Origin of the sequence: Streptococcus parasanguinis (genome assembly GCF_901875555.1) — a bacterium.
In the GTDB taxonomy this organism is placed as follows: Bacteria; Bacillota; Bacilli; order Lactobacillales; family Streptococcaceae; genus Streptococcus; species Streptococcus parasanguinis_H.
The window spans coordinates 19,922-41,795 of record NZ_CABFMD010000002.1 but is presented as its reverse complement, the minus strand read 5'-3'; the positions used below and the strand labels follow the sequence as shown (position 1 = coordinate 41,795).

Genomic DNA, 21,874 nt, shown 5'->3' with positions numbered 1-21,874 from the left:
CTTTCTCTCTATTAGGTCTATTGTAGCGTAATTTTCCGAAAGATTCAATCAGAGAATGGTAAAGCGAGGGGTTTTGTGTTAGAATAGAGGAAAGTAAATTTCATTAAGAAGGGGATAAGATGACAAACCTATCAACTGATTTGCATGATGTTGAAAAAATCATCGTGCTTGACTACGGTAGCCAATACAATCAGCTTATTTCACGTCGGATTCGTGAAATTGGTGTCTTCTCAGAATTGAAGAGCCATAAGATTTCTGCTGCTGAAGTGCGTGCAATCAATCCAGTTGGGATCGTCCTTTCAGGCGGACCAAACTCTGTATACGAGGAAGGATCTTTTGATATTGATCCTGAAATTTTTGAGTTGGGAATTCCGATCCTTGGAATCTGTTACGGGATGCAATTGTTGACCCACAAATTGGGTGGGAAGGTCGTTCCAGCAGGTAACGCTGGTAACCGTGAATATGGTCAGTCTGAACTCAGTTTGACAGAATCTTCTGCTCTTTTTGCAAGCACACCAGATAAACAAGTCGTTTTGATGAGCCATGGGGATGCTGTGACAGAAATTCCAGCTGACTTCATCCGTACTGGTACTTCTGCTGACTGTCCTTATGCATCCATTGAAAATCCAGACAAGAAAATCTACGGTATCCAGTTCCACCCTGAGGTTCGTCATTCTGTTCACGGTTATGATATCTTGCGTAACTTTGCCTTGAACATCTGTGGGGCTAAAGGTGACTGGACTATGGACAACTTCATTGACATGCAGATCAAAAAAATCCGTGAAACCGTCGGAGACAAACGTGTCCTTCTTGGACTTTCTGGTGGTGTGGATTCTTCTGTTGTTGGGGTACTTCTTCAAAAAGCGATTGGTGATCAATTGATCTGTATCTTTGTAGACCACGGCCTGCTCCGTAAAGGGGAAGCAGACCAAGTTATGGAGATGCTTGGTGGCAAGTTTGGTCTCAACATCGTCAAAGCGGATGCTGCCAAACGCTTCCTTGATAAACTAGCTGGTGTGTCTGACCCTGAGAAAAAACGGAAGATTATCGGTAACGAGTTTGTTTATGTCTTTGATGACGAAGCAAGCAAGCTCAAAGATGTGAAATTCTTGGCCCAAGGAACTCTTTATACTGACGTCATCGAATCTGGTACAGATACTGCTCAAACCATCAAATCTCACCACAACGTTGGTGGACTTCCAGAAGACATGCAGTTTGAACTGATCGAGCCACTCAACACTCTTTATAAGGATGAAGTTCGTGCCCTCGGTACTGAACTTGGTATGCCAGATAATATCGTGTGGCGCCAACCATTCCCAGGACCTGGACTTGCCATCCGTGTCATTGGGGAAATTACTGAAGAAAAACTGGAAACAGTCCGTGAATCGGATGCTATCCTTCGTGAAGAAATCGCTAAAGCTGGTCTTGACCGCGACATCTGGCAATACTTCACTGTTAACACTGGCGTTCGTTCAGTCGGTGTTATGGGGGATGGTCGTACTTACGACTACACTATCGCTATCCGCGCCATTACTTCGATCGATGGAATGACAGCAGACTTCGCTAAAATTCCATGGGAAGTTCTCCAAAAAATCTCAGTTCGTATCGTAAACGAAGTTGACCATGTTAACCGCATCGTCTATGATATCACAAGTAAACCACCTGCAACTGTAGAGTGGGAATAAAAAAAGGTCCGGGGGACCTTTTTTTCACGAGCTTTAAAACAATAGAGCGAGTTAAAGGTCCGGAGGACCTTTTTTTCACGAGCATAAAAATAGCAAAGTGTGTTAAAGGTCCGGGGGAACTTGATTCACGAGCTTAAAATAAGAATTTAGCAGTTCTAAAAAGGGTAATCAAACGCAAAAAGCACTCTGACTTCTTGTCAGCAGTGCTTTTGTGCAATATTTATCCAACCAATCCACTAAAGAATTTGACAATGGCATTCCAGATGGCTCCGAAGAAGCCAGCAATGGCATTCCATGCATTTGTGAAGAAGTTGCCACTATCTTTTAAAATGGCATTTGTATCAAAATTAAGATTGATGTTGTTAAAGGTATCGCCTGCCTTGTCTACGATACTATCTTTGAGATCTGTCAAGGTCTTGGTGAAATTTTTGCTGCTGATGACGCTACTCTTTGAGAGGTTCACTGCGAAATTCACGATCAAATTGATCTGGTTACCTGTCACAGTTGTATCTAGCTTATAATTTTTCAGGGTTTCTTCGACGATCTTTCGAATATCATCCTTACTCAAATCCTGATTGTTCTGTTTGGCATTGGCTACTGCTGTTTTAATGTCGGTCAATGCCACGTTCAATTTATCAGCATCGAAGTTTTTCTTGCCGGCGTTTTCCTCGTTGATCCCGGATAAAGTCTTTAACTCTTCTTGAGCCAGATCTTTGCTTTCTTGAGAAACTTTGGCGCCATTCTTCTCAAGCGAGTAATAGATACCAGCTAAGGCACTTTCTCCAGTCACTTGGACAGGAGATGCGACTGTAATTTGAGCATGCTCCAATCCAAGTGTAACGGCTGCATTACGATACATATTTGCAGTAACCTTGGTGATGTTTTGAGGCGTTACGATATTCACTTCTAGAGCCTTATTCTTACCTAATTTTTGAATTTTAACGGAGGAATAGAGTTCTAGACTATCATCGTTAGCAACGTTCATAATCGAAGAGTAAACCTCTGGTGTCATGGTCTTCCACTCTTCTTTGTCTTTTGAACTATCGTAGTTCAGTAAACTCAAGGTTTGCTCAATTTGACTTTGGTCTAGAGAATAACCCAAAACATAGTCTGGCTTGACATAAGTTTCATCAATGACTTTCTGGACATTAGTATCTGCAGAAACATGTGGAATTCCACTAAAGAGGGCAACTGTCGACGCTACAAATAAAGCAATTTTTCTTAATTTCATTTCTCTCTTCTTTCTATCTCATATCCATGCTGAGTAGATTTTATCGACTATTTCACCTGACTAGAGCTGAAAAAAAGAAGCCAATAAAAGAGTTATTCACTTCAATGTTTATTATATCGTTTCTTTCTTAAAAGAAGCTTACATTTCTTTTAAGAAAGGATGACATATTTATTTTCCCCAAAGAAACTGGATCAATAGCTTATCAACTATTGGATTTTCATGAAGTTGGCTATGCTGAGCCCCTTTTCCATCAATCTTTTCTTCACGGTAGCTTTTTGCACGTTCTGCTACTAGGTAACGAAGGGCTTTTGAAGAAATATTGAGAACAGACCCATCTGTTTCGCCACCGATATCTCCATAGATATTCAGTACATCGATCTGATTTTCTGGATAGACTTCCCGAAGAGCTAAAAGCTGTTGGTACTGCTCATTCATTGATGAAGGCTTACCTGTTTGCGCATCTAGTACCAAACCTTGTGGTAAATTCATTCCTTCGAGTCCAGCGACATGGTTGGCAATGGCGACCTGCTTGACAATTTTTGGCAGATTCTCATCACTTCCATGTTCCAGAAGATAATATAAGACGGACATATTTCCCATAGAATGAGCGACGACGTTCATCTCTTTAAAATGGTAGGTTTCTTGAAGTTTTTTAACTACCTGATAGGCATAATGGCTGATGACTTTTGGATCGGGCGTGCGATTGTTTTGGTATTCCACTTTGATAATTGGATTGACCGCACCTTTGGGAATGGTCCCTGTCAGCTTTACTTGTCCATCGGTAGCTACATTTGCAGTAATGACAGTCTCTGTAACCCCTGCTTTTTTTGCCGCATCTGTCATGTGTTTTTCTGCATTGGCACTCGAGCCATAACCATGAAAAAATAAGGTAGGACGAGTATTTTGTAGGTAATTCGTGTGGTCCAGCTGCGTTTTTTGTTGAGACTTTCCCCAAAAAGCGATACATAGGAGAATCAACCCCACAAGCAGTCCGTAGAATGATTTTTTGTTCAATAGGAACTCCTCAAGATAATTTAAAACTAACTAGTATTTTATCATAGCTATTCAATGATTTCAAAAGATTGAGAATGAAAGAGATAAAATACACAAATAGATTTATAGATTATAAGAGAGGCTGGGACAAAAGTCCTAGCCTCTCAATTTTTTTTGGATTGTCGAGCAAGACGCAGTGGTTGAGTGCTCAAAGCACTGCTTTGAGGTGGCGAATAGAACTTGCGAAGCAAGTATCCTAAGTCTTTGTTCGCTTTTTAAGTTCCAAAGATGCCCTATGTTGACGGAAACTATGTTTCCTTTATCTGCAACCTTCAACATTCTCCCAGACTGTTGAAGCTGTCCCACTCTCTCTGACTTGACTGATTAAAACCATGAAAATAGCTTCATAATTGTCATATTGGTTTCTACTAAACGAGAATAATAAATGTTCCCCCCATTAATGTAGAGTTCCATCCCGTTTAAAAGAGAGATAGGGTGAAAATAAAGATAAGTTTCACCAGTTACATTGCCAAGACTCGGAGCTACTACATCCCGCGAATAAGCGCGTGCTAACTCTAGGGAATTTGTTCCACCGTGTTTAGCTACATAATCAATGTAATCTTTCCCGAAATTATAGGCTTGAACAGCTGTCCAGCTATCAACCCCTTTTTTCTTGGCTTCTTTTAACTCATCTGAAAGAGTCTGAATACCTTGGCGAATGCTGGCCTTATTATCACTAATGGTATTGGTCTCACCACTTGCACTCTCACTAGCCTGCATGACATCGTCCTCTCGACCTTTTGTCTCTGTATAGATCATAGCCAGAATGAGGTTTTCATTGGCTGTGGTATCCTCCTCAGCAAGGACTTCTCTAACCAGAGAGCGATACTGCATGACTTGTTTGACATCATGGTGGATCTGGATCCCCTTGTAGATTCCAAATATAAGTAAGATGAATAAGAAGATTTTCACTATGCGTTTAATCATTATTTACTCTGTATATCCTCAATGTTTTTGATCAGAATAGAATAGGTCCCGTTCTCGTTTAGAATAAATTCAACAGATTCTGCATCTTCATAGACATTATTCGGAACGATCAGTTCAATTCCATTTGACAATGACAATTTCTGATTTTCAAACTTCTTCAACTGGCGACTTGCATCAATTTCTTCAAAAGTGACAGGTTCAGGTACCGCTTCTTTGACTTGGTCAATAAAACTGAGACGAGCTGTCAAATTATCGTCAAAGAGATCATCTGCTAATTTCTCTGGAGAGAGTTTATTTTCTTCCTCGATATGATTGAAAATAGCTGATTTAACCTTTGATTGAAATTGAAAATCATCTGTATTAAAGCTTTCCGCAATCTTCTGGGCTGTTTTTTCTAGTGCCTTGATCGATTTTTTAGGAGAAATCTTGGGTTGCGCCTGCAAGAGATTCTCAGAAAAATAATTCAAGAAGGTCCCGTTATACTTGATCCGTTTTTCAATCAAGTGGTATTTGCGGCTTTGAAGATTAATGACCAAGGCCTCATCAGCACCAGTCCCAAAACCAGGCAGATTGTTTTGCGTCAACTTAATCGGATTGTCCACTTCACCGCCAAGATGGGTCAAGGTTTCTCGTAAAGCGATTCGGAGAAAGGCAAAATGCTCCACTCCTTCTTTCGAGAATTGGACGAATACCAAATCGTTGGTCTTTTGATTCTCAGAGATGACAAATTCTTCCTTCCAGCGATTCGCTACTGCGACAGATGTTTCTAACAGATCATCTGAAATCATCTCAAGAAAAGGATTGTCCTCTTCGAAAATACCGGTCTTGGCTTCATCGGAATAAACTCGCTCAATCTTCTTGCGCAGGTATTCCTCAATTTTAGGTGTGATATTGAGGAATTTATCTGCCAGATAGAGATCGGTATCATCTGGGCTGAATTGATGAATGATGGCTTTCTTTACGTAAATATCCATAAGATGATTTAGTCCTCGTAAAGTGGGAAAGCATCTGTCAAGGCTTTGACTTGAGCACGCACCTCTTCTAAGACTGCTTCTTTATCTGCATTCTTCAGCGCTTTGATCATGAGTTCAGCAACGGTGCGACTTTCTTTTTCACCAAAACCGCGAGCAGTGATGGCTGCTGCACCAATCCGAATCCCACTGGTCTTAAATGGAGACAAGGTTTCATAAGGAATAGAGTTCTTGTTGAGGGTAATGTTGACCTCGTCCAGTAAGTTTTGCGCCACTTTCCCATTTTCAACGACTTTAGTCACATCGACAAGGAAAAGGTGGTTCTCAGTTCCGCCTGAAATGACACGGAAATCAGGATCTTGCAAGAAGACATCAGCCATAGCCTGACTGTTCTTAATCACGTTAGTGGCATACTCTTTAAAGGCAGGATCCAACGCTTCTTTGAAAGCAACGGCTTTAGCTGCAACGACATGCTCCAAAGGTCCTCCTTGAATACCAGGGAAGATGGCAGAGTTAATTTTCTTAGCTAACTCCTCGTCATTAGTCAAGATCAAGCCACCACGAGGACCACGAAGGGTCTTGTGAGTGGTTGTTGTCGTGATATGGGCATAAGGAACTGGACTTGGGTGAAGACCTGCTGCCACTAGACCAGCAATATGGGCCATATCAACCATGAGCTTAGCTCCTACTGCATCTGCAATTTCACGGAATTTTGAGAAATCAATAATGTGAGAGTAGGCTGAGGCACCAGCAACAATGAGTTTTGGTTTGACTTCTTGGGCTTGTTTTAAGATAGCATCAAAATCCAAGAGTTCTGTTTCTGGATCTACGCTGTAAGATACAAAGTTATAAGTTTGTCCTGAGAAGCTTACAGAAGCTCCGTGCGTCAAATGCCCACCTGCAGCCAGATCCATTCCCATAACAGTGTCTCCAGGCTCAATCAAGGCCATATAGGCAGCACAGTTGGCCTGACTACCTGAATGGGGTTGAACGTTAGCAAACTTAGCACCAAAGATTTCCTTAGCGCGTTCAATTGCCAGACTTTCGACGATGTCTACAACATCAGTCCCACCGTAGTAACGGCGACCTGGATAACCTTCTGCATATTTATTGGTTAGAATAGACCCTTGCGCTGCCATAACCGCCTTAGAGACGACATTTTCAGAAGCAATCAACTCGATATTGTTTTGTTGGCGTTCCTCTTCTTTAGCGATCGCATTCCATAGGTCTGCATCATAGGCTTTGTAATCTTCTTTATCAAAAATCATAGGTCTACTCCTTATTAAATAATTTTTTATATACATTATGACAGAGGAAGGTCATCTTCCTCAAAAGAAAGTTCGGGCACTTGTGCAAGCAAGTCAGCTTTTGTAATCGAACCTTGGCGCAAAATCCTCGCTTTGGAACCAGAGATATCCAAAATAGTTGAATCTTGACCTGTCAAGAAGTCATCATCCTCAAAGCCAGGAATTACCTGATCAAATTCTTTTACAATAGCTTCATACTTTGTTCCGCTAGCATGTCCAGATAGATTTGCAGAAGGACCAACTAAAGGACCATATTTACGAATTAATTCCAATGTCTTTGGATGGGCTGGCATCCGAAAGCCAACCGTAGACATTCCTGAATGAATCCAGTCAGGCACCTTTTCATTTGCTTGAAGAATAATAGTTAAAGGCCCAGGTAAAAATGATTCAATCAGTTTTGTTAGATAGCTAGGTTGATTTTTCGAATAAATTCGAATATCTTTTTCATCTGCCACATTCAAATTCAGGGCTTTCTCTCTAGGTCTACGTTTTAATTCGTAAATATAATCAACTGCCACTTGATCCAAAGCTTTAGCGAAAATACCATAGACTGTTTCAGTTGGCAGAATAACCGCACGTCCTGCTTCTAATTCTTTATCAATGTAATCCATTGTCTACTACTACCATTCTATCTTGTCCAAATTGGTCTTTCAAAACTCGAACTTGTTTGTTGGGAAATGCCTCTTGAAAAAGCTCTTTTACCTTGCTTCCTTGCTTATAGCCAATTTCTAGATAGATCTTTCCTTCTGGTGTTAAAACACTTGGTGCTTGCCGGGCAATCTTTTCGTAGATAGCATATCCATCACGGTCTGCGAAGAGAGCTAAGTGGGGTTCAGAGGCTAAAACGTTAGCTCCAACTTCTTCTACATCGTCCCGCGAGATATAGGGAGGGTTGGACACAATCAGGTCATAGGGACCTTCTAGATTATCTAGTACATCTGAAGACTTAAAGGAAACGACTGCTTCTAACTGCTGGGCATTTTCTTGAGCCAGGGCTAAGGCCTCCTCTGACACATCACTAGCTTGAATCTGCCAGTTAGGTCTAGCAAGGGCTATGCTAATCGCAATGGCACCACTTCCCGTTCCAATATCCAGAACTCGTAAGGCTTCCCCATCGTTTTCCTCAAGTATGAGAGCGACCAACTCCTCAGTCTCTGGGCGTGGAATCAGCACGCGCTCATCAACTGTAAAAACATGGCCACAAAATTCTGCGCTCCCAATAATATATTGGGCAGGGATGTGATGTTTCAACTGCTCAAAGATGGATAGAAGCAAGGCCTGATCCTCTACTTCCACTTCTTTTTGCAAGGCAAGGACAAAGTCTGTAAAGGTCCAGTTTTTTAAATCTCGATACGCGAAGGAGAGGCTTTCTGCTTCCTCTCCAACGGCTATTAATGCGTCTTCATACTGGGCTAATAATGATCCCAACAACATTATTTGTTCAACTCTTCTAGTTTTTGTGTTTGATCATACAAGACCAAAGCATCGACCACTTCATCTAATTTACCAGATAAGATAGTATCCAATTTTTGAAGGGTCAAGCCAATCCGGTGATCGGTCACACGGTTTTGTGGGAAGTTATAGGTTCGAATACGCTCTGAACGGTCACCAGTACCAATCGTTGACTTCCGCTCTGCATCTTGCTCATCTTGGGCAATCTGAGCGAAGTGGTCAGCCACACGCGCACGGATGATCTTCATGGCCTTATCACGGTTCTTTTGTTGCGTCCGCTCTTCCTGCATCTCTACCTTGATATTGGTTGGCAAGTGAACGATACGAACGGCTGTTGCGACCTTGTTGACGTTTTGTCCACCAGCACCAGACGCGTGGTAGATGTCAATCCGAAGGTCTTTGGGATCAATGTCATACTCGACTTCTTCCACTTCAGGCATGACGAGAACGGTCGCTGTCGAGGTATGAACACGACCTTGGCTTTCCGTCACAGGAACGCGTTGTACCCGGTGGGCTCCTGATTCGTACTTAAGTTTTGAATAGACCGATTGACCAGAGACCATGGCTACTACTTCTTTGATCCCGCCAACGCCATTGTAAGAGGCTTCCATGACCTCAAAGCGCCAACCTTGGCTTTCCGCGTATTTTTGATACATCTGCAAGAGGTCGCCCGCAAATAACTGTGCTTCGTCTCCTCCTGCTGCTCCACGGATTTCCAAGATAATGTTCTTGTCATCGTTTGGATCTTTTGGAAGAAGTAAGATCTTCAGTTTTTCTTCGTACTCTTCTTTTTCAGCCTTGGCATCTTTGAGCTCTTGCTTGGCCATTTCTTCCAAATCTGCATCGCCGCCTGCTTCCTTGATCATTTCTTCAGCATCGACGATATTTTGAAGGACTTGTTTGTATTCTCGATAAGCTGTTACCGTGTCACGAGTGGAAGCCTCTTCTTTTGAAAGCTCCATAAAGCGTTTGGTATCAGAGACCACATCTGGGTCACTCAATAATTCTCCTAGCTCTTCGTAACGGTCTTCTACAGCTTGTAGTTGATCATAGATATTCATATTTGCTCCTTAATTCTTGGTTGTTAGATCATAGATTGCTACAATTTCGTCTTCTATTACTTGGCCAGTTTCTTTAAATCCATAATGGAGATAGCAAGATCTTGCATGTTTATTTTCTGGTTCATAAGATAACCAAAGACTTGTTGCTTTTCCAGCTGGCTCTGTAGAAACAAAGTCAATGACTGCATCCATAATCGGTTTAAAATAGCCTAAACCTTGAAATCGTTGATCGATCATAAAACGAAATAACAAGTAATTTCCCTTGCTGATCCCAATTTTCTGGTCATAGGCAATCATAACAAAACCAATTAATGCTTCCTTATCATAAACTGCTAAGGGAACTATAAAATCACCATTTTTATCATAAACATAGGCTTCAGCTAAACTAATGGAATTGGATGCAATAAAATTCCTTTGGTTTGGATGAACTTCTAGATTTAAAACGTCAAAATAATTCTCTATTGTAATATATTTTAAACAAATAGACATTTTTATCCTCTCTAAAACGTTCTAGACGCTTTCGGATGGTATGTCCGGATTAAAATAATGCTTGCGGCAAACCGAGATATAGGTCTCATGTCCACCGATCTGGATTTGTTCTCCATCGTAGACAGGTTTACCCGCTTGGGTGCGCAAGACCATGGTCGCCTTGCGGGAACAGTATTGGCAGATGGTCTTAATCTCCTCAATCTTGTCTGCCAACAAGAGGAGGTGTTTAGACCCCTCAAAGAGTTCATTTCGAAAATCATTTTTAAGGCCAAAAGCCATCACAGGCACATCCAGTTCATCCACAACTCTAGCCAAGTCATAAACATGGTGTCGTTTCAAAAACTGAGCTTCATCGATTAAGACACAGTAAGGTTTGATTGCTTGGTTCTGAATAAAACCAAAGATATCGGTTTCGTCTTCGATCGCAACGGCTTCCCGTTTCATACCAATCCGGCTAGAAACCACTCCTACTCCATCTCTGGTATCGATTGCCGAGGTCATGATGACGACGCTCTTACCTTGCTCTTCATAATTATGGGCCACCTTCAAAATCTCAATGGTTTTCCCAGAGTTCATGGTCCCATATTTATAATATAATTGTGCCATTTTCCTTCTGTTCTCTCTAAAATGTGTTCCATTATCATTTTACCATAATTTTGCTAACCTTTGTATCCCAAAATGTGATAAAATAGTCCTATAAAAAATTTAGGAGGTGGCCCCATGCCATTTGTACGAATTGATCTATTTGAAGGACGCACTTTGGAACAAAAGAAAGCCCTCGCTAAAGAAGTAACGGAGGCTGTTGTCCGCAATACTGGCGCTCCTCAGTCAGCTGTTCACGTTATCATTAATGATATGCCTGAAGGAACTTACTTCCCTCAAGGTGAAATGCGCACTAAATAAACAAAATCTACCAGATTGACTTTCTGGTAGATTTTTTTAGGATACCTAGTATTTTTTTTGAATCTGCCATAGTCGCATCTGGTAACAAATACCACTCACGACAAGGCTAGAAATAAGACCAATCCAATAGGCATAGGGACCAAGGTTGGTCACATGATCAAGGAAAATCCCTAAAGGAATAGAAATACACCAATAGCTAAAAACTCCTAATAAGAATGGAACGGTTGTATCCTTATAACCCCGCAAAATCCCTTGAAGGGGTGCTGCAAAGGTATCAGCTACTTGGAAAAAGAGACTATAGGTCATGAAAATTGCAGTTTGTTGCACAAAGACTGGATCCTTGCCGTATAGACCTGCCAGTTGGAAACGGAAGGTATAAAGAAAGACAAGAGTGACAATGGCAAAGCCAAAGGCTGTCAGGCGGCCCAATCTGCAATATTGTTTGACAACTTCTGGTCTTCCAGCTCCCAGTTCGTAAGACACGATAATGGCCATGGTGCTTGAGATACTCATCGGAAAGGCATACATCAGGGTAGAAAAATTCATGGCCGATTGGTGACTAGCAATAGTGAGTGATGGGAATTTTGCCATTAACAGGCCAACCAGCGAGAAGATGATGACTTCTGCAAAAACAATTCCACCGATTGGAAGCCCAAGGCGCAATACTTCTTTCATCCCTTTAAAATCATAAGGTTGCGACTTCCACAATTGGAAAGGTGCTACCTTAGGGTGCTTGCACAAGATCAAAACTGCAATAGCCAGTAAGACCCAGTAGGCCAGAGAGGTTCCAAGACCTGCTCCCGCTCCTCCCATCTCAGGAAAACCAAATGCCCCATAGATCAGGATGTAGTTAAAACAGGCATTGAGAGGCAAAAGCAAGAGCATCAAGTACATGGATAGTCGTGTCATGCCCAAGGTATCAAGGAAGGTCCGCACGATACTAAAGAGCAACAAGGGTAAGATTCCTAGAGAAAGGAAATATAAGTAGCGAATGGCTATTTGAGCAACAACATTTTCTAAGCCGATCTGCTTGAGAATCATTGGCGCAATCCCCCAGACAAAGCCTATTAAGAGAATGGCCATCGCAAATGACATATAGAGGAATTGGTAAAAATCGCCAGCAATCCGTTCTTTATTTCCCTTGCCTAAGTGATGCCCAACAATCGGTGTCAGAGCAGAGACAATCCCGGTCAGGAAAGTAAAAAATGGATTCCACAGACTGGTAGCTGTAGAAACCCCAGCCAAATCAAGGGTCCGGTACTGACCTGTCATGGCTGTATCAACAAAACTAGCAGAATAATTGGCCAATTGGTAAATCAAAATCGGTAAAAATAAGCTTATAAACAAGCGCAGGCGTTCTTTAAAGTGATAGGTTAAATACATGATTCTAACTCTCTTCTCATCAAAAAAAATTTTCTCCTCTTCCACTCTACTATATGTTTCCTTAAAAGTCAAAAAACCGAAGATCCAAGGAACTTCGGTAAATTTGAAATAATTATTTATTGCGATTCAAAATTGCATTGAGAATAATCGCCAAGACACTTGCGACCACGATTCCGTTTGCAAAGAACATTTGGAATCCAGTTGGAAGGCCGTTAAAGAGCGTGCTGTTGTTCAAGCCAACCCCAGCAGCAATCGATACAGCTGCGATGAGGAAATTGTGCTCATTGTGCTCAAAATCAACACGCGCAAGGATCTGCATCCCCTGAATAGATACAAAACCAAACATGACCAGCATCGCTCCACCAAGAACTGGGCTTGGGATGATTTGCGCCAAAGCTCCAAACTTAGGAAGGAGACCAAGAAGAACGAGGAAACCGGCTGCGTAGTAGATTGGAAGACGGGTCTTGATACCAGACAATTTCACTAAACCAACGTTTTGTGAGAATCCAGTGTAAGGGAAGGTATTGAAGATACCACCGAGAAGAACGGCCAACCCTTCAGCACGATAGCCATTACGGAGGCGCGTGCTATCAATCGGATCTTTGGTAATATCTGAAAGGGCAAGATAAACCCCTGTTGATTCCACCATAGAAACTGTAGCGATGATACACATCATTAAGATTGAAGTGATTTCAAACTTAGGAGCTCCAAAGAAGAATGGTGTTGGAACGTGAACCACTGGTGCTTGCGATACCGGTGTGAAATCCACCAAGCCCATAGAGGCCGCAATAGCTGTCCCTACGATTAACCCTATCAAAATAGAGATGGATTTGATAAAGCCTGTCGTATAGATATTGACAACCAAGATAATGAGAATCGTAATCAAGGCCAAGATCAAGCTTTGAACGGTTGGTTTGGCTGCATTATTTCCCATGTTTCCAATCGCTACAGGAATCAAGGTCAAACCAATGGTCGTAATGACCGACCCCGTCACGATCGATGGGAAGAGGTTGGCAATCTTTGAAAAGAAACCAGAGACAAGGATGACATAAAGCCCTGAAACAATCAAGGCACCAAACATGGCACCACTACCATGGCTAGCTCCGATCATACTGAGAGGTGCCACGGACTGGAAGGCAACCCCAAGGACAACCGGAAGACCGATCCCAAAGTACTTATTGAGCTGGACTTGAAGGAAAGTCGCTACCCCACACATGAAGATATCTGTAGAAATGAGGTAAGTTAGCTGATGAGCGTTATAGCCCAAGGCTCCCGCGATCATGATCGGCACCAGAATAGATCCCGAATACATGGCTAATAAATGTTGCAAGCCTAAAATAGCCGCTTGCGAATGGCTTTCTTGCTTTTGCATTAGATGTCTGCCTCCTTAAATACAACCTGACCGTTTTCAAAACGATCCAAACGCGCAAGAGATACCACAGGATATCCCAAGTCTTCTAACAATCCTCGACCATCTTGGAAGGATTTCTCAATCACAATTCCAATGGCTTCCACTTTAGCACCCGCTTGTTCGATGATTTGGATCAAGCCTTTAGCCGCCTGGCCATTCGCAAGGAAATCATCAATGATCAAGACCTTATCTGCTGGATCCAAGAATTTACCCGCAATCGAAACGGTGCTGGTGACTTGCTTGGTAAAGGAATAAACCTCAGCCGTCAAGATGCCCTCATTCATGGTGATATTTTTCGCTTTCTTAGCAAAGATCATGGGAACATCCAGCGCTTCTGCTACATAAAGAGCAGGCGCAATCCCAGATGCTTCAATGGTCACAACTTTGGTGATACCAGCGTCTTTGAAATGATCCGCAAAGGTATGACCAATTTCCTTCATCAATTTGAAATCCACTTGGTGGGTCAAAAAGGAATCCACCTTGAGGATATTTTCCCCTAAAACATTGCCATCTTTTAAGATGCGTTCTTCCAGTAATTTCATACTTCCTCCTACTTTAAACACTCCTCTACTCATTCACAAAACACAAAAAGGCCTGCTAAGCAAGCCTTGAAATCTCTCTAGGAAGAGAAATAATCCCGACTTACTTATTGTTAGGTGTTCCGGCACCTTGTAGAAACATCACGCCCATTCGTGAAATAAATAAGTAACTGAATTAGTGTGCATCGCCATTCCAGATAGAATTCTTCACGATCACATAGTCGACGTGCTTCAGATCCGCTAATTTCCGGCCTCCTGCATACGAGATCGAACTTTGCAAATCTTGCTCCATTTCTGTCAAGGTATCTTGGAGATGCCCCTTAGCAGGTAATAAAATTTTCTTACCCTCGACATTCTTATAAGCACCTTTTTGGTACTCTGAAGCGGATCCATAGTACTCTTTGAAAGACTCACCGTCGATCTCTACCGTTTTACCAGGACTTTCAATATGGCCTGCAAAAAGCGAACCGATCATGACCATAGAAGCCCCAAAACGAATGGATTTGGCAATATCACCATTGGTCCGAATTCCACCGTCCGCAATGATCGGCTTGCGCGCCGCTTTTGAGCACCAGCGTAGAGCTGCTAATTGCCAACCACCTGTACCAAATCCAGTCTTAACCTTTGTGATACAAACCTTACCAGGACCGATCCCGACCTTGGTCGCATCAGCTCCCGCATTTTCTAATTCACGGACAGCTTCAGGGGTGCCGACATTTCCAGCAATGACAAAGGTACCTGGCAATTCTTTCTTAATGTGATGGATCATCCGAATCACACTATCCGCATGGCCGTGGGCGATATCAATGGTGATGTACTCGGGTGCATCTGCCTTTAATTGACTCACAAAGTCATACTCATATTCCTTAACACCGACCGAAATCGAAGCAATCAAGCCTTGATCGTGCATTCGTTTGACAAAGGGAATCCGACCTGCTTCGTCAAACCGGTGCATGATGTAGAAGTATCCACCACGCGCCAACTGTTCTGCTACATCCTCATCTAGAATAGTCTGCATATTGGCCGGCACAACAGGAAGTTTAAAGGTATGATTGCCAAACTGAACGGTCGTATCCGCCTCAGAACGGCTATTGATGATACATTTGTTGGGAATCAACTGGATATCTTCATAGTCGAAAATAGGAAATTCATTTAACATAGATTGAAAAATCTCTTTTCTAAAAACTGACCTACCTATGCGCAAGCGCATCGCTACGTCTCTTGACGTTTCCTTGATAGATTATACCAAAGATACGGACCTAATGCAATGGGAATGATTTTATAGGAAAAAACGTTCGGAAATTACAAGATAAAAACCTGTTTCAAAAAGAGGAACAGGTTCTATTTATGAACATTTTGGAGCCAATTGTTGACTTCTCTAGCTACAATTTCTGGCGCCTCTGTATACAGTTCGTGCCCCAAGCCTTCTAGCAAGACTTGCTGGATCTTGGGATCAAGTTGATTCAGAGCTGCTTTCCTCCATTCAGGTTCTTCTTGGTATCGAGGGCCAATAAAGAGGACGGGCTTGTCCGAAAGTGAAATCTGGTCAGCCTTGATCTGACGCCGTAGACGCAATAAGGCCAAGACCTTTTCTAGATCCAGATTTAATTCATATTGTTCACTCGCTGGATTCCAGCGATAACTAGCCTCTACTGCTTTTCGCGCTATAGGCGTAGGATCTGCTCCATCACCGAATTCTGCTAACACGGCTTCTTCCAATGTCGAAAAGACTTGCTGCTGCATGAAGGACGATGTACCCTCTAGTTCTTCCTCCAAAGGCAGGATCTTTTCCATATCCAGATAGCCCCCATCCAAGAGAATCAGAGCCTTTATCTGAGGGAACGCTGCAGCCAGACAACGAGCCAAATCTCCCCCCAAAGAATGCCCCAATAAACAGATCTCTTCAGCTTGCCCAATCTGACCTTGAAACCAAGCACGAAGCTCTTTTTCTGTCTGAATCATTTCCCTGTAGGGATCTAGAAAGGTTACCAGAAAGCCGAGCTCATCGATAAGTGGCGCCAGATGGTAGCAATTGCTACCTAGGCCACCAATAAAATAATACTGCATGTGTTCTGTCCTAACTGTTAAAATTCTAAAAACTATAAGTGATCTCGATGTGTTTCGTACCACTCCTTGTATTCCTGATACGTATTGATCGGAGTTTGCTCATTTGTCTTTGGATCTGTTGCAATAACATCTAATTTATCCTGACCAACTGGCGCAAACCAATGGCGCATATCTTGGAAAATAGCTTCCGGATCATTGTAGTCTCCTTGTCTAACTTCTACTCTAGCTAACCCTTTCATATCTTTATAGTAACTAGGGTATTCCTTTAGAAAATTTAGATTAGTATTCTTTCTACCGTCATCATCTTCATTATATGATAAATCATAATAACTTATAAAACCATACTCAGTAGTTATGTCGTCTAGATTGGTGTAAGAAAACGAAAAGGGGATCCATTTAGTTTCCGTCTTATCTTCAGAAAGTGCCCGCATAATCTTCTCACTTTCTAAATCTAAAGCAACTTCTTTCTTATCTTTATCGTTTTCCTTATTTACCAAAGAAAGAACCATATAATCTCTACCATTATCCGAATATCCTCTTCTTGCCTGAAAGTCCAGTTTGTATCTCTGATCATAGGTTTGTAAAAGTTTGACCACATCAATCTTTTTCGGTGGATTCTTCAAATGATTAAGATCATAGACATCAAATGATAATTCAACCGGCTGATTAGATCCTCTGCCTACAAATTTAGCATTCTTTGTAACAAAATGATTAGATAAAACATATGAACCATTAGGTCTACTTGTCTTATGAAAAACATAGCGATTCTGAGATCCAAAAGTTTCTATTCTTTCAACCTTTGTTTTAACAATCTGTACTTCATGGTCTTCCTTCCACTGAACATATTTAGGCCAGGCGTAGGAATAAGCTGAGGAGGCAAAGAGAGCTAACAAAGCTAAACCCATAATCACCTTAGTTCGAAAGCTGAGGGCCTTTAGATATTTCATTCGATTCATATACTCCTATCTATTTTTAGAGATCAATCAATTCTTAGTTTTTTACACAAACTATTTCGATTAAACGAGGGTTTAGTATTACTCCGGTACTTCTATCTTCAAACTCATATCTGTTCCTTGCAAAGACTTCTGAACAGCTGCGAGGAAGGCTAAGCCGTTATCCGACGGAGAATATTGGAAGGTGATATGGATGATTTTCTTATCAAACTTATCGCCATATCGCTCCACATACTGCTTGCTTTCGAGAAAGTGAATGTAATTGTTAATTTTTTCTTGCAGAATTTCCAAATGGACTGCTTCTATCTCTTCCTGCCAGCCCACTGGATCCACCAGAAGAAGCTCTAAATGATTTTCAACTACACCAATAGAATCGAGTTCTGTTGGGTTTAGTTTTTCAGATATAGCCTTATATAACAATTCTTCAAATTCTTTATCAGAGAATAGCTCTTTAATAGATGACGGATTTACTAAAATACGAACAGGTGATGACCTAAAATAATTTTGTCTAGCTACATCCTTGCTTTTCTTTGTTACCCATTCTCCAGTCGCTAAAAATAGTTCTACCTCATAAGCATCCTGTTCTGACTTCAAAGCCTTATCTACCAACTCTTTACTAACTGGATAGCTAACTTCTCTATCTTGCAAACCTCCTGTCATCCAAGACATCGTATAATTGCCATTTTCTTCAGTAATAATAAACCCATTTCCTTTTATTTGTCGCATACAAACTTATTCTTTCTTTATTTTTACCTCTAAACCTTATTGGGATAATTAGTTAGCTTCCCAGCAAATTTAAGAGTCTAATCTACATTTTCAAAATAATCATTTTCTTAGAATATTAGTTTTGTGATGACTTCTGCAACATCTCAGGTGAAATCGGGTCTACGAGAACATATTTAGCATCCAGCATATAGATGCCCTCGGTCAACGACTCTAAGAATTGTCGATAAGGAACCTCGGCTAGTTTTTCATCATCGGCTGTCATAATGAATAATCGTGCTACTGCAACCTTACTTCCTCGATACTGTTGCAAATATTGAGGTTCCAACTCAGGGTATGCTGGTAGGACTGTCCGCGCTTCACTATTTAGATAATTGATAGGGATAATGATATCCTCACCATTTTGCTCTACTTTAAAAACTTGCTGCTCAGAGTAATAAGCATTTAGCTGTTGGGTAAAGCGCAAGCGCTGGTCATAACTATTTAAGAGTTGATCATCCGGCACATGGATAATTTGTCCTAGATAGAGTTCATTGATGTAAATGGGACGTTTCACTCCCATGATTTCCACGATAGGATGAACTTTTACTTCCTTAGTCAATTCCGAAAGAGCTGATAAGAAAATATCCATGAAATGAAAATCAAGAACGGAATCTTTATCATAGTCCACGCCATCATGTTCACACACACTTACATCTAAGATAAGGAGCAAGGTTTTCAAGAACATCAAGGCCCCAGTCCAGTCAGAAGCTGTCGCCAAATCTGGAACAGATACCTGATAGGCTTGACCGTCAAAAGCTAGACGGAAACCTAAACTAGACTTCCCTTTGACTCCAAACTGAACAGAATGGAAATCCGAAATAAGAGAGTCTGCAGATGGCTTTAATCCTGCATCCTTAGCGGAAACGCTGTAACATTCAAAGAGTTCTGCTTGAAGCACCTCACCAATCCTTAGTGATTGCTTGCTTTTTATTGTAAAACTAACTGATTTCATATTTTTCTCCTTCGGTCTACTGGCAAATCCTTTCTGCGACGTAGAATGGTTACTTCGCTAATAGGGATTTTTCCTGATGCATACATGGTCTGACCATATTTATCATCCATTAATACAGCATCATCAGCTAAATTGTTTTCAATTAGAAATTCTTTATCAAAAACTAAGATTCGCACATAAGAATCGGGTGCAGTAAAATCATCATCATCCCGTTTTTGACCAGCAATTGTAAATTCATGTTCTTTATACAAAACACGATCACAAACCACATATCTTTGCGTAACTTCACTATAAGGCACAATCTTCCCGTATACGCCTTCTCCGGCATCACATACATAGGAACTATAGGGAATATAACCTTCTTCCAGCATCGCTGGATCTTCCGAAAGTAGGATGTAATCATTTATATAATTCACAAAATTAGAGTATACTTTGTTTTGATAAACGAGAAATTCTTTACGCATACTATCCCTCCACTTGTTTTATACTTTCGCTTGAAATTTCAAATTCAGTCATCCGATCATGATCACTCACAATAACACCATTGAAAAATAGAACCAAATAAAGCACAATCGGTACAATCAAGAATACCCTCAATTGGACAAAATAAGCAAATAAAAACATCGGAAGAATGAAAACGAGAAATAATATTCCATAACCCAAGCCTTTTTGAAATATTCGTTTCTTCATTACCAAAAATCCACTCCTTCTTTCGTTACTTTTAATGGGGTCAGTGTTTTAACTCTACCAATATACTTCAAATCCGCCTTTTTACCTTTTAGAAAGGCTTTTAATTTCATTTTCCTAAACACAGCAACAAAAATAAATGAGACGGTCACCGCAAAAACCAAAGATAGTAAATGTACCGTGCCTTGAAAATAGTTTGTTGCTTTAATGGTAGGACCTAACCATAATTGATACGGAGTAAGTAAACGAATGAGCGTAGCTATCACAACAGTTGCTCCAAGGTATGATAGACCTTTCCTACTTCTCACGTTTTGGTTATGTGTATGTTTACTAAATGAATAGTTTGTTTGATAAATGGCAAAGGATCTCTTTGTAGAAAGGCTGCAATTCCTTTTCACTATGTACTCTTGGTGTTGGTCTGTCACAATCAAATACCATCCTTTTTGAAGCGTTTTGTCATTTAAGGAAATATTGTAGACGTGACCATTAATTTTTTCTTTACGAATCATGAAAACAACCTTTCGAAGCTATTAAAACAATGATTGAGTCTACCTAATTTAAAACTTTGTTACCTTCTGGTATAAGTGGGGATAAATGATCAAGAATTTCTTTTGAACTACGATCACCATTAAAAGTTGGATAATAAGCACTGTCCTTTTCTTTTAAGATTTTATAAGCATTCGGATATTCTTTCTGAATTGGTAGATCTTTATTTCGGAAAAATAATTCTTTTTTGATGTTTACAGTATTATAGTTTAAATCTAGCCCATAATTTAATAATTTATCCCCTGGTAAAGTGATACCTTGATAATTTTCATTGAGTAAATAATATAATCCCTCTATTTTTTTACTGTCCTTCTGATAATCAGTGAATTTACCCGTTTCCAAATCTAAATAAAATGGTTTAATCTCTGTCTTAGAGACCGGAATACCATTCACCTTTTTTTCTGTATTCTTTTGAATATTGATTGACAACACTTCTTTTCCGCTAGGTAGTATATTTAAATATGGACCAACTGTACTTAATCCCCAGCCATCACCTTTTTCGCGAAGCCATTTTAATACATCAACTTCTTTCTTTTTTAAAGTTTTATCTTTTGTATCATATATTAATAAAAGATAGGTACTTCCACCTTTTTTTCGTGACATCGTTTTAATATTTTGTCTAATGATAAAACGAGCACCTGCTATAATAACATCATCGTTATTATATTCGACTTTACTTTGTGGATCGTTTTTAAGGTACTTACGAATTTGATTATCTTCTTCCGGATCTTAACTAACCCATTTTGCTACGATTCCCTTATCTCCTAGAAATACATAATCACCAATTTCGTAGTCACCACTATAAGTGTACACATTATTGTAATAATCTTCTTTTTCTTGTTTATCTTGGTAGTATTTATAGACAAAAAATCCTAAAATTGCGACAAAAATCACAGACAACATTGCAATCTTTTTAAATCTCTTCATTCCTTCTCCTTCTTATCTACAGCCACTTGTATATTACTCAGTCAGCCCTACACAACTAAACCGTAATTCTACTCCCTACTATCATACCGAAATACAGTTTGAAGATCAAGTTCGTCACTAGCTAGGGGAATTAGATACACAAAAGAGCCCAAAAGGGTCTCTTAGAATGTAAATAAACTATTATAAAGTAGAATAAGGTGATAAAATATCGAAACTTTCCGCTGTGGGAAAAGTGCCTGAAACAATAACGTTTCAGGCACTCGGAATTATTGAGACCTTAGGCTCAATAATTAGTCATGGAACTTCGAAGAAGTTCGCTGACGTCCGTACTCACTTAAGGAAAGTTTTTTTATATGACTTTATATTCAATCTGAGACCGTTAGGACCTCTTTGATTTATTCTTTCCAAATGAATTGGATACAAAAAATCCACTCACTTGTTGTGAAATGGATTGTTTCTTCATTAACGGTTCAACAAGAAATTGAACAATTTTTCAACAATTTTTACGACCAACCAGCATAAGAATCCGATATAGCTGAAATAAAAAATGAGTGACAAAATCGTA

Annotated in this window: 25 protein-coding genes and 1 riboswitch; of the genes, 2 read left to right on the top strand and 23 right to left on the bottom strand. The window is 40.5% G+C overall.

The genetic code is table 11. The features are described from left to right. Positions 1-119 precede the first annotated feature (119 nt). Entirely contained in the window at positions 120-1,685 is a 1,566-nt protein-coding gene (guaA, locus tag JX304_RS00665; RefSeq protein ID WP_205010811.1) for a glutamine-hydrolyzing GMP synthase, read from the top strand. A gap of 220 nt (positions 1,686-1,905) precedes the next feature. On the opposite strand, the gene JX304_RS00660 is transcribed toward guaA, so the two are convergent. The 10 genes from JX304_RS00660 to JX304_RS00615 all read right to left on the bottom strand — a co-directional run bounded on the left by JX304_RS00660 (position 1,906) and on the right by JX304_RS00615 (position 10,782). Beyond that, the gene (locus tag JX304_RS00660) at positions 1,906-2,916 is read right to left on the bottom strand and encodes a DUF1002 domain-containing protein (protein ID WP_205010810.1); all 1,011 of its coding nucleotides are present in this window, start codon (positions 2,914-2,916) and stop codon (positions 1,906-1,908) included. A 168-nt stretch (positions 2,917-3,084) separates the two neighbouring features. Next, positions 3,085-3,879 carry an alpha/beta hydrolase gene (locus tag JX304_RS00655; RefSeq protein ID WP_430544371.1) on the bottom strand — a complete coding sequence of 265 codons (795 nt, stop codon included), beginning with the start codon at positions 3,877-3,879 and terminating at the stop codon, positions 3,085-3,087. 414 nt (positions 3,880-4,293) lie between these two features. Further along, positions 4,294-4,896 (bottom strand): lysozyme family protein, encoded by a 603-nt coding sequence (locus tag JX304_RS00650; RefSeq protein ID WP_205010808.1) that lies wholly within the window; start codon positions 4,894-4,896, stop codon positions 4,294-4,296. Beyond that, on the bottom strand, positions 4,896-5,870 hold the full coding sequence (locus JX304_RS00645) for a nucleoid-associated protein (protein WP_205010807.1): 975 nt from the start codon (positions 5,868-5,870) through the stop codon (positions 4,896-4,898). The genes JX304_RS00650 and JX304_RS00645 overlap by 1 nt, the downstream gene beginning before the upstream one ends. 8 nt (positions 5,871-5,878) lie before the next feature. Then, a complete protein-coding gene (gene glyA, locus JX304_RS00640; RefSeq protein ID WP_205010806.1) occupies positions 5,879-7,135 on the bottom strand; it encodes a serine hydroxymethyltransferase in 1,257 nt (418 codons plus the stop codon). Positions 7,136-7,170: 35 nt separating this feature from the next. After that, on the bottom strand, positions 7,171-7,785 hold the full coding sequence (locus JX304_RS00635) for an L-threonylcarbamoyladenylate synthase (protein WP_205010805.1): 615 nt from the start codon (positions 7,783-7,785) through the stop codon (positions 7,171-7,173). Beyond that, a complete protein-coding gene (prmC, locus tag JX304_RS00630) occupies positions 7,772-8,608 on the bottom strand; it encodes a peptide chain release factor N(5)-glutamine methyltransferase (RefSeq protein ID WP_205010804.1) in 837 nt (278 codons plus the stop codon). Before prmC ends, JX304_RS00635 begins: the two co-directional genes overlap by 14 nt. Continuing rightward, positions 8,608-9,687, bottom strand: a complete 1,080-nt coding sequence (gene prfA / locus JX304_RS00625; RefSeq protein ID WP_205010803.1) for a peptide chain release factor 1 — start codon at positions 9,685-9,687, stop codon at positions 8,608-8,610. Before prfA ends, prmC begins: the two co-directional genes overlap by 1 nt. Before the next feature lie 9 nt (positions 9,688-9,696). Continuing rightward, the gene (locus JX304_RS00620; RefSeq protein ID WP_205010802.1) at positions 9,697-10,176 is read right to left on the bottom strand and encodes a GNAT family N-acetyltransferase; all 480 of its coding nucleotides are present in this window, start codon (positions 10,174-10,176) and stop codon (positions 9,697-9,699) included. A 21-nt stretch (positions 10,177-10,197) separates the two neighbouring features. Continuing rightward, a complete protein-coding gene (locus JX304_RS00615) occupies positions 10,198-10,782 on the bottom strand; it encodes a thymidine kinase (RefSeq protein ID WP_205010801.1) in 585 nt (194 codons plus the stop codon). 114 nt (positions 10,783-10,896) lie between these two features. Here JX304_RS00615 and JX304_RS00610 point away from each other — a divergent pair, with 114 nt between their 5' ends. Beyond that, positions 10,897-11,079, top strand: a complete 183-nt coding sequence (locus tag JX304_RS00610) for a 4-oxalocrotonate tautomerase (protein WP_001117401.1) — start codon at positions 10,897-10,899, stop codon at positions 11,077-11,079. Between the two features lie 45 nt (positions 11,080-11,124). On the opposite strand, the gene JX304_RS00605 is transcribed toward JX304_RS00610, so the two are convergent. The 13 genes from JX304_RS00605 to JX304_RS10715 all read right to left on the bottom strand — a co-directional run bounded on the left by JX304_RS00605 (position 11,125) and on the right by JX304_RS10715 (position 21,309). Further along, positions 11,125-12,462, bottom strand: a complete 1,338-nt coding sequence (locus JX304_RS00605) for an MATE family efflux transporter (protein ID WP_205010800.1) — start codon at positions 12,460-12,462, stop codon at positions 11,125-11,127. Between the two features lie 112 nt (positions 12,463-12,574). Continuing rightward, on the bottom strand, positions 12,575-13,834 hold the full coding sequence (locus tag JX304_RS00600; RefSeq protein WP_205010799.1) for a nucleobase:cation symporter-2 family protein: 1,260 nt from the start codon (positions 13,832-13,834) through the stop codon (positions 12,575-12,577). Continuing rightward, positions 13,834-14,415: a xanthine phosphoribosyltransferase gene (locus JX304_RS00595; RefSeq protein WP_205010798.1), complete on the bottom strand. Its 582-nt coding sequence runs from the start codon at positions 14,413-14,415 to the stop codon at positions 13,834-13,836. Before JX304_RS00595 ends, JX304_RS00600 begins: the two co-directional genes overlap by 1 nt. Positions 14,416-14,502: 87 nt before the next feature. Continuing rightward, positions 14,503-14,598, bottom strand: a riboswitch (purine riboswitch). After that, positions 14,588-15,571 carry a GMP reductase gene (locus JX304_RS00590; protein ID WP_200773273.1) on the bottom strand — a complete coding sequence of 328 codons (984 nt, stop codon included), beginning with the start codon at positions 15,569-15,571 and terminating at the stop codon, positions 14,588-14,590. It overlaps the preceding riboswitch by 11 nt. Positions 15,572-15,753: 182 nt before the next feature. Next, complete coding sequence (locus JX304_RS00585) at positions 15,754-16,479, bottom strand: alpha/beta fold hydrolase (RefSeq protein ID WP_205010797.1); 726 nt, start codon at positions 16,477-16,479, stop codon at positions 15,754-15,756. 32 nt (positions 16,480-16,511) lie between these two features. Next, positions 16,512-17,435, bottom strand: coding sequence for a hypothetical protein (locus tag JX304_RS00580; protein ID WP_239649385.1), 924 nt, complete (start codon positions 17,433-17,435; stop codon positions 16,512-16,514). Positions 17,436-17,513: 78 nt separating this feature from the next. Beyond that, complete coding sequence (locus JX304_RS00575; RefSeq protein ID WP_205010796.1) at positions 17,514-18,158, bottom strand: DUF6572 domain-containing protein; 645 nt, start codon at positions 18,156-18,158, stop codon at positions 17,514-17,516. A 115-nt stretch (positions 18,159-18,273) separates the two neighbouring features. Beyond that, positions 18,274-19,149, bottom strand: coding sequence for a DUF4299 family protein (locus JX304_RS00570; RefSeq protein WP_205010795.1), 876 nt, complete (start codon positions 19,147-19,149; stop codon positions 18,274-18,276). After that, entirely contained in the window at positions 19,146-19,613 is a 468-nt protein-coding gene (locus JX304_RS00565; RefSeq protein ID WP_205010794.1) for a hypothetical protein, read from the bottom strand. The genes JX304_RS00570 and JX304_RS00565 overlap by 4 nt, the downstream gene beginning before the upstream one ends. A 1-nt stretch (position 19,614) precedes the next feature. Then, complete coding sequence (locus tag JX304_RS00560) at positions 19,615-19,839, bottom strand: hypothetical protein (protein WP_205010793.1); 225 nt, start codon at positions 19,837-19,839, stop codon at positions 19,615-19,617. Then, on the bottom strand, positions 19,839-20,345 hold the full coding sequence (locus JX304_RS00555; RefSeq protein WP_205010792.1) for a hypothetical protein: 507 nt from the start codon (positions 20,343-20,345) through the stop codon (positions 19,839-19,841). Before JX304_RS00555 ends, JX304_RS00560 begins: the two co-directional genes overlap by 1 nt. A 43-nt stretch (positions 20,346-20,388) precedes the next feature. Then, positions 20,389-20,985 carry a hypothetical protein gene (locus tag JX304_RS10720; protein WP_239649384.1) on the bottom strand — a complete coding sequence of 199 codons (597 nt, stop codon included), beginning with the start codon at positions 20,983-20,985 and terminating at the stop codon, positions 20,389-20,391. A 126-nt stretch (positions 20,986-21,111) separates the two neighbouring features. Further along, positions 21,112-21,309 carry a hypothetical protein gene (locus JX304_RS10715; RefSeq protein ID WP_239649383.1) on the bottom strand — a complete coding sequence of 66 codons (198 nt, stop codon included), beginning with the start codon at positions 21,307-21,309 and terminating at the stop codon, positions 21,112-21,114. Positions 21,310-21,874: the final 565 nt, after the last annotated feature.

What these genes read in the sequence shown, in the direction of transcription:
- guaA (WP_205010811.1), top strand. Translation starts at nt 120, where the DNA reads ATGACAAACCTATCAACTGATTTGCATGATGTTGAAAAAATCATCGTG.
- JX304_RS00660 (WP_205010810.1), bottom strand. Translation starts at nt 2,916, where the DNA reads ATGAAATTAAGAAAAATTGCTTTATTTGTAGCGTCGACAGTTGCCCTC.
- JX304_RS00650 (WP_205010808.1), bottom strand. Translation starts at nt 4,896, where the DNA reads ATGATTAAACGCATAGTGAAAATCTTCTTATTCATCTTACTTATATTT.
- JX304_RS00645 (WP_205010807.1), bottom strand. Translation starts at nt 5,870, where the DNA reads ATGGATATTTACGTAAAGAAAGCCATCATTCATCAATTCAGCCCAGAT.
- glyA (WP_205010806.1), bottom strand. Translation starts at nt 7,135, where the DNA reads ATGATTTTTGATAAAGAAGATTACAAAGCCTATGATGCAGACCTATGG.
- JX304_RS00635 (WP_205010805.1), bottom strand. Translation starts at nt 7,785, where the DNA reads ATGGATTACATTGATAAAGAATTAGAAGCAGGACGTGCGGTTATTCTG.
- prmC (WP_205010804.1), bottom strand. Translation starts at nt 8,608, where the DNA reads ATGTTGTTGGGATCATTATTAGCCCAGTATGAAGACGCATTAATAGCC.
- prfA (WP_205010803.1), bottom strand. Translation starts at nt 9,687, where the DNA reads ATGAATATCTATGATCAACTACAAGCTGTAGAAGACCGTTACGAAGAG.
- JX304_RS00620 (WP_205010802.1), bottom strand. Translation starts at nt 10,176, where the DNA reads ATGTCTATTTGTTTAAAATATATTACAATAGAGAATTATTTTGACGTT.
- JX304_RS00615 (WP_205010801.1), bottom strand. Translation starts at nt 10,782, where the DNA reads ATGGCACAATTATATTATAAATATGGGACCATGAACTCTGGGAAAACC.
- JX304_RS00610 (WP_001117401.1), top strand. Translation starts at nt 10,897, where the DNA reads ATGCCATTTGTACGAATTGATCTATTTGAAGGACGCACTTTGGAACAA.
- JX304_RS00605 (WP_205010800.1), bottom strand. Translation starts at nt 12,462, where the DNA reads ATGTATTTAACCTATCACTTTAAAGAACGCCTGCGCTTGTTTATAAGC.
- JX304_RS00600 (WP_205010799.1), bottom strand. Translation starts at nt 13,834, where the DNA reads ATGCAAAAGCAAGAAAGCCATTCGCAAGCGGCTATTTTAGGCTTGCAA.
- JX304_RS00595 (WP_205010798.1), bottom strand. Translation starts at nt 14,415, where the DNA reads ATGAAATTACTGGAAGAACGCATCTTAAAAGATGGCAATGTTTTAGGG.
- JX304_RS00590 (WP_200773273.1), bottom strand. Translation starts at nt 15,571, where the DNA reads ATGTTAAATGAATTTCCTATTTTCGACTATGAAGATATCCAGTTGATT.
- JX304_RS00585 (WP_205010797.1), bottom strand. Translation starts at nt 16,479, where the DNA reads ATGCAGTATTATTTTATTGGTGGCCTAGGTAGCAATTGCTACCATCTG.
- JX304_RS00580 (WP_239649385.1), bottom strand. Translation starts at nt 17,435, where the DNA reads ATGAATCGAATGAAATATCTAAAGGCCCTCAGCTTTCGAACTAAGGTG.
- JX304_RS00575 (WP_205010796.1), bottom strand. Translation starts at nt 18,158, where the DNA reads ATGCGACAAATAAAAGGAAATGGGTTTATTATTACTGAAGAAAATGGC.
- JX304_RS00570 (WP_205010795.1), bottom strand. Translation starts at nt 19,149, where the DNA reads ATGAAATCAGTTAGTTTTACAATAAAAAGCAAGCAATCACTAAGGATT.
- JX304_RS00565 (WP_205010794.1), bottom strand. Translation starts at nt 19,613, where the DNA reads ATGCGTAAAGAATTTCTCGTTTATCAAAACAAAGTATACTCTAATTTT.
- JX304_RS00560 (WP_205010793.1), bottom strand. Translation starts at nt 19,839, where the DNA reads ATGAAGAAACGAATATTTCAAAAAGGCTTGGGTTATGGAATATTATTT.
- JX304_RS00555 (WP_205010792.1), bottom strand. Translation starts at nt 20,345, where the DNA reads ATGATTCGTAAAGAAAAAATTAATGGTCACGTCTACAATATTTCCTTA.
- JX304_RS10720 (WP_239649384.1), bottom strand. Translation starts at nt 20,985, where the DNA reads ATGTCACGAAAAAAAGGTGGAAGTACCTATCTTTTATTAATATATGAT.
- JX304_RS10715 (WP_239649383.1), bottom strand. Translation starts at nt 21,309, where the DNA reads ATGAAGAGATTTAAAAAGATTGCAATGTTGTCTGTGATTTTTGTCGCA.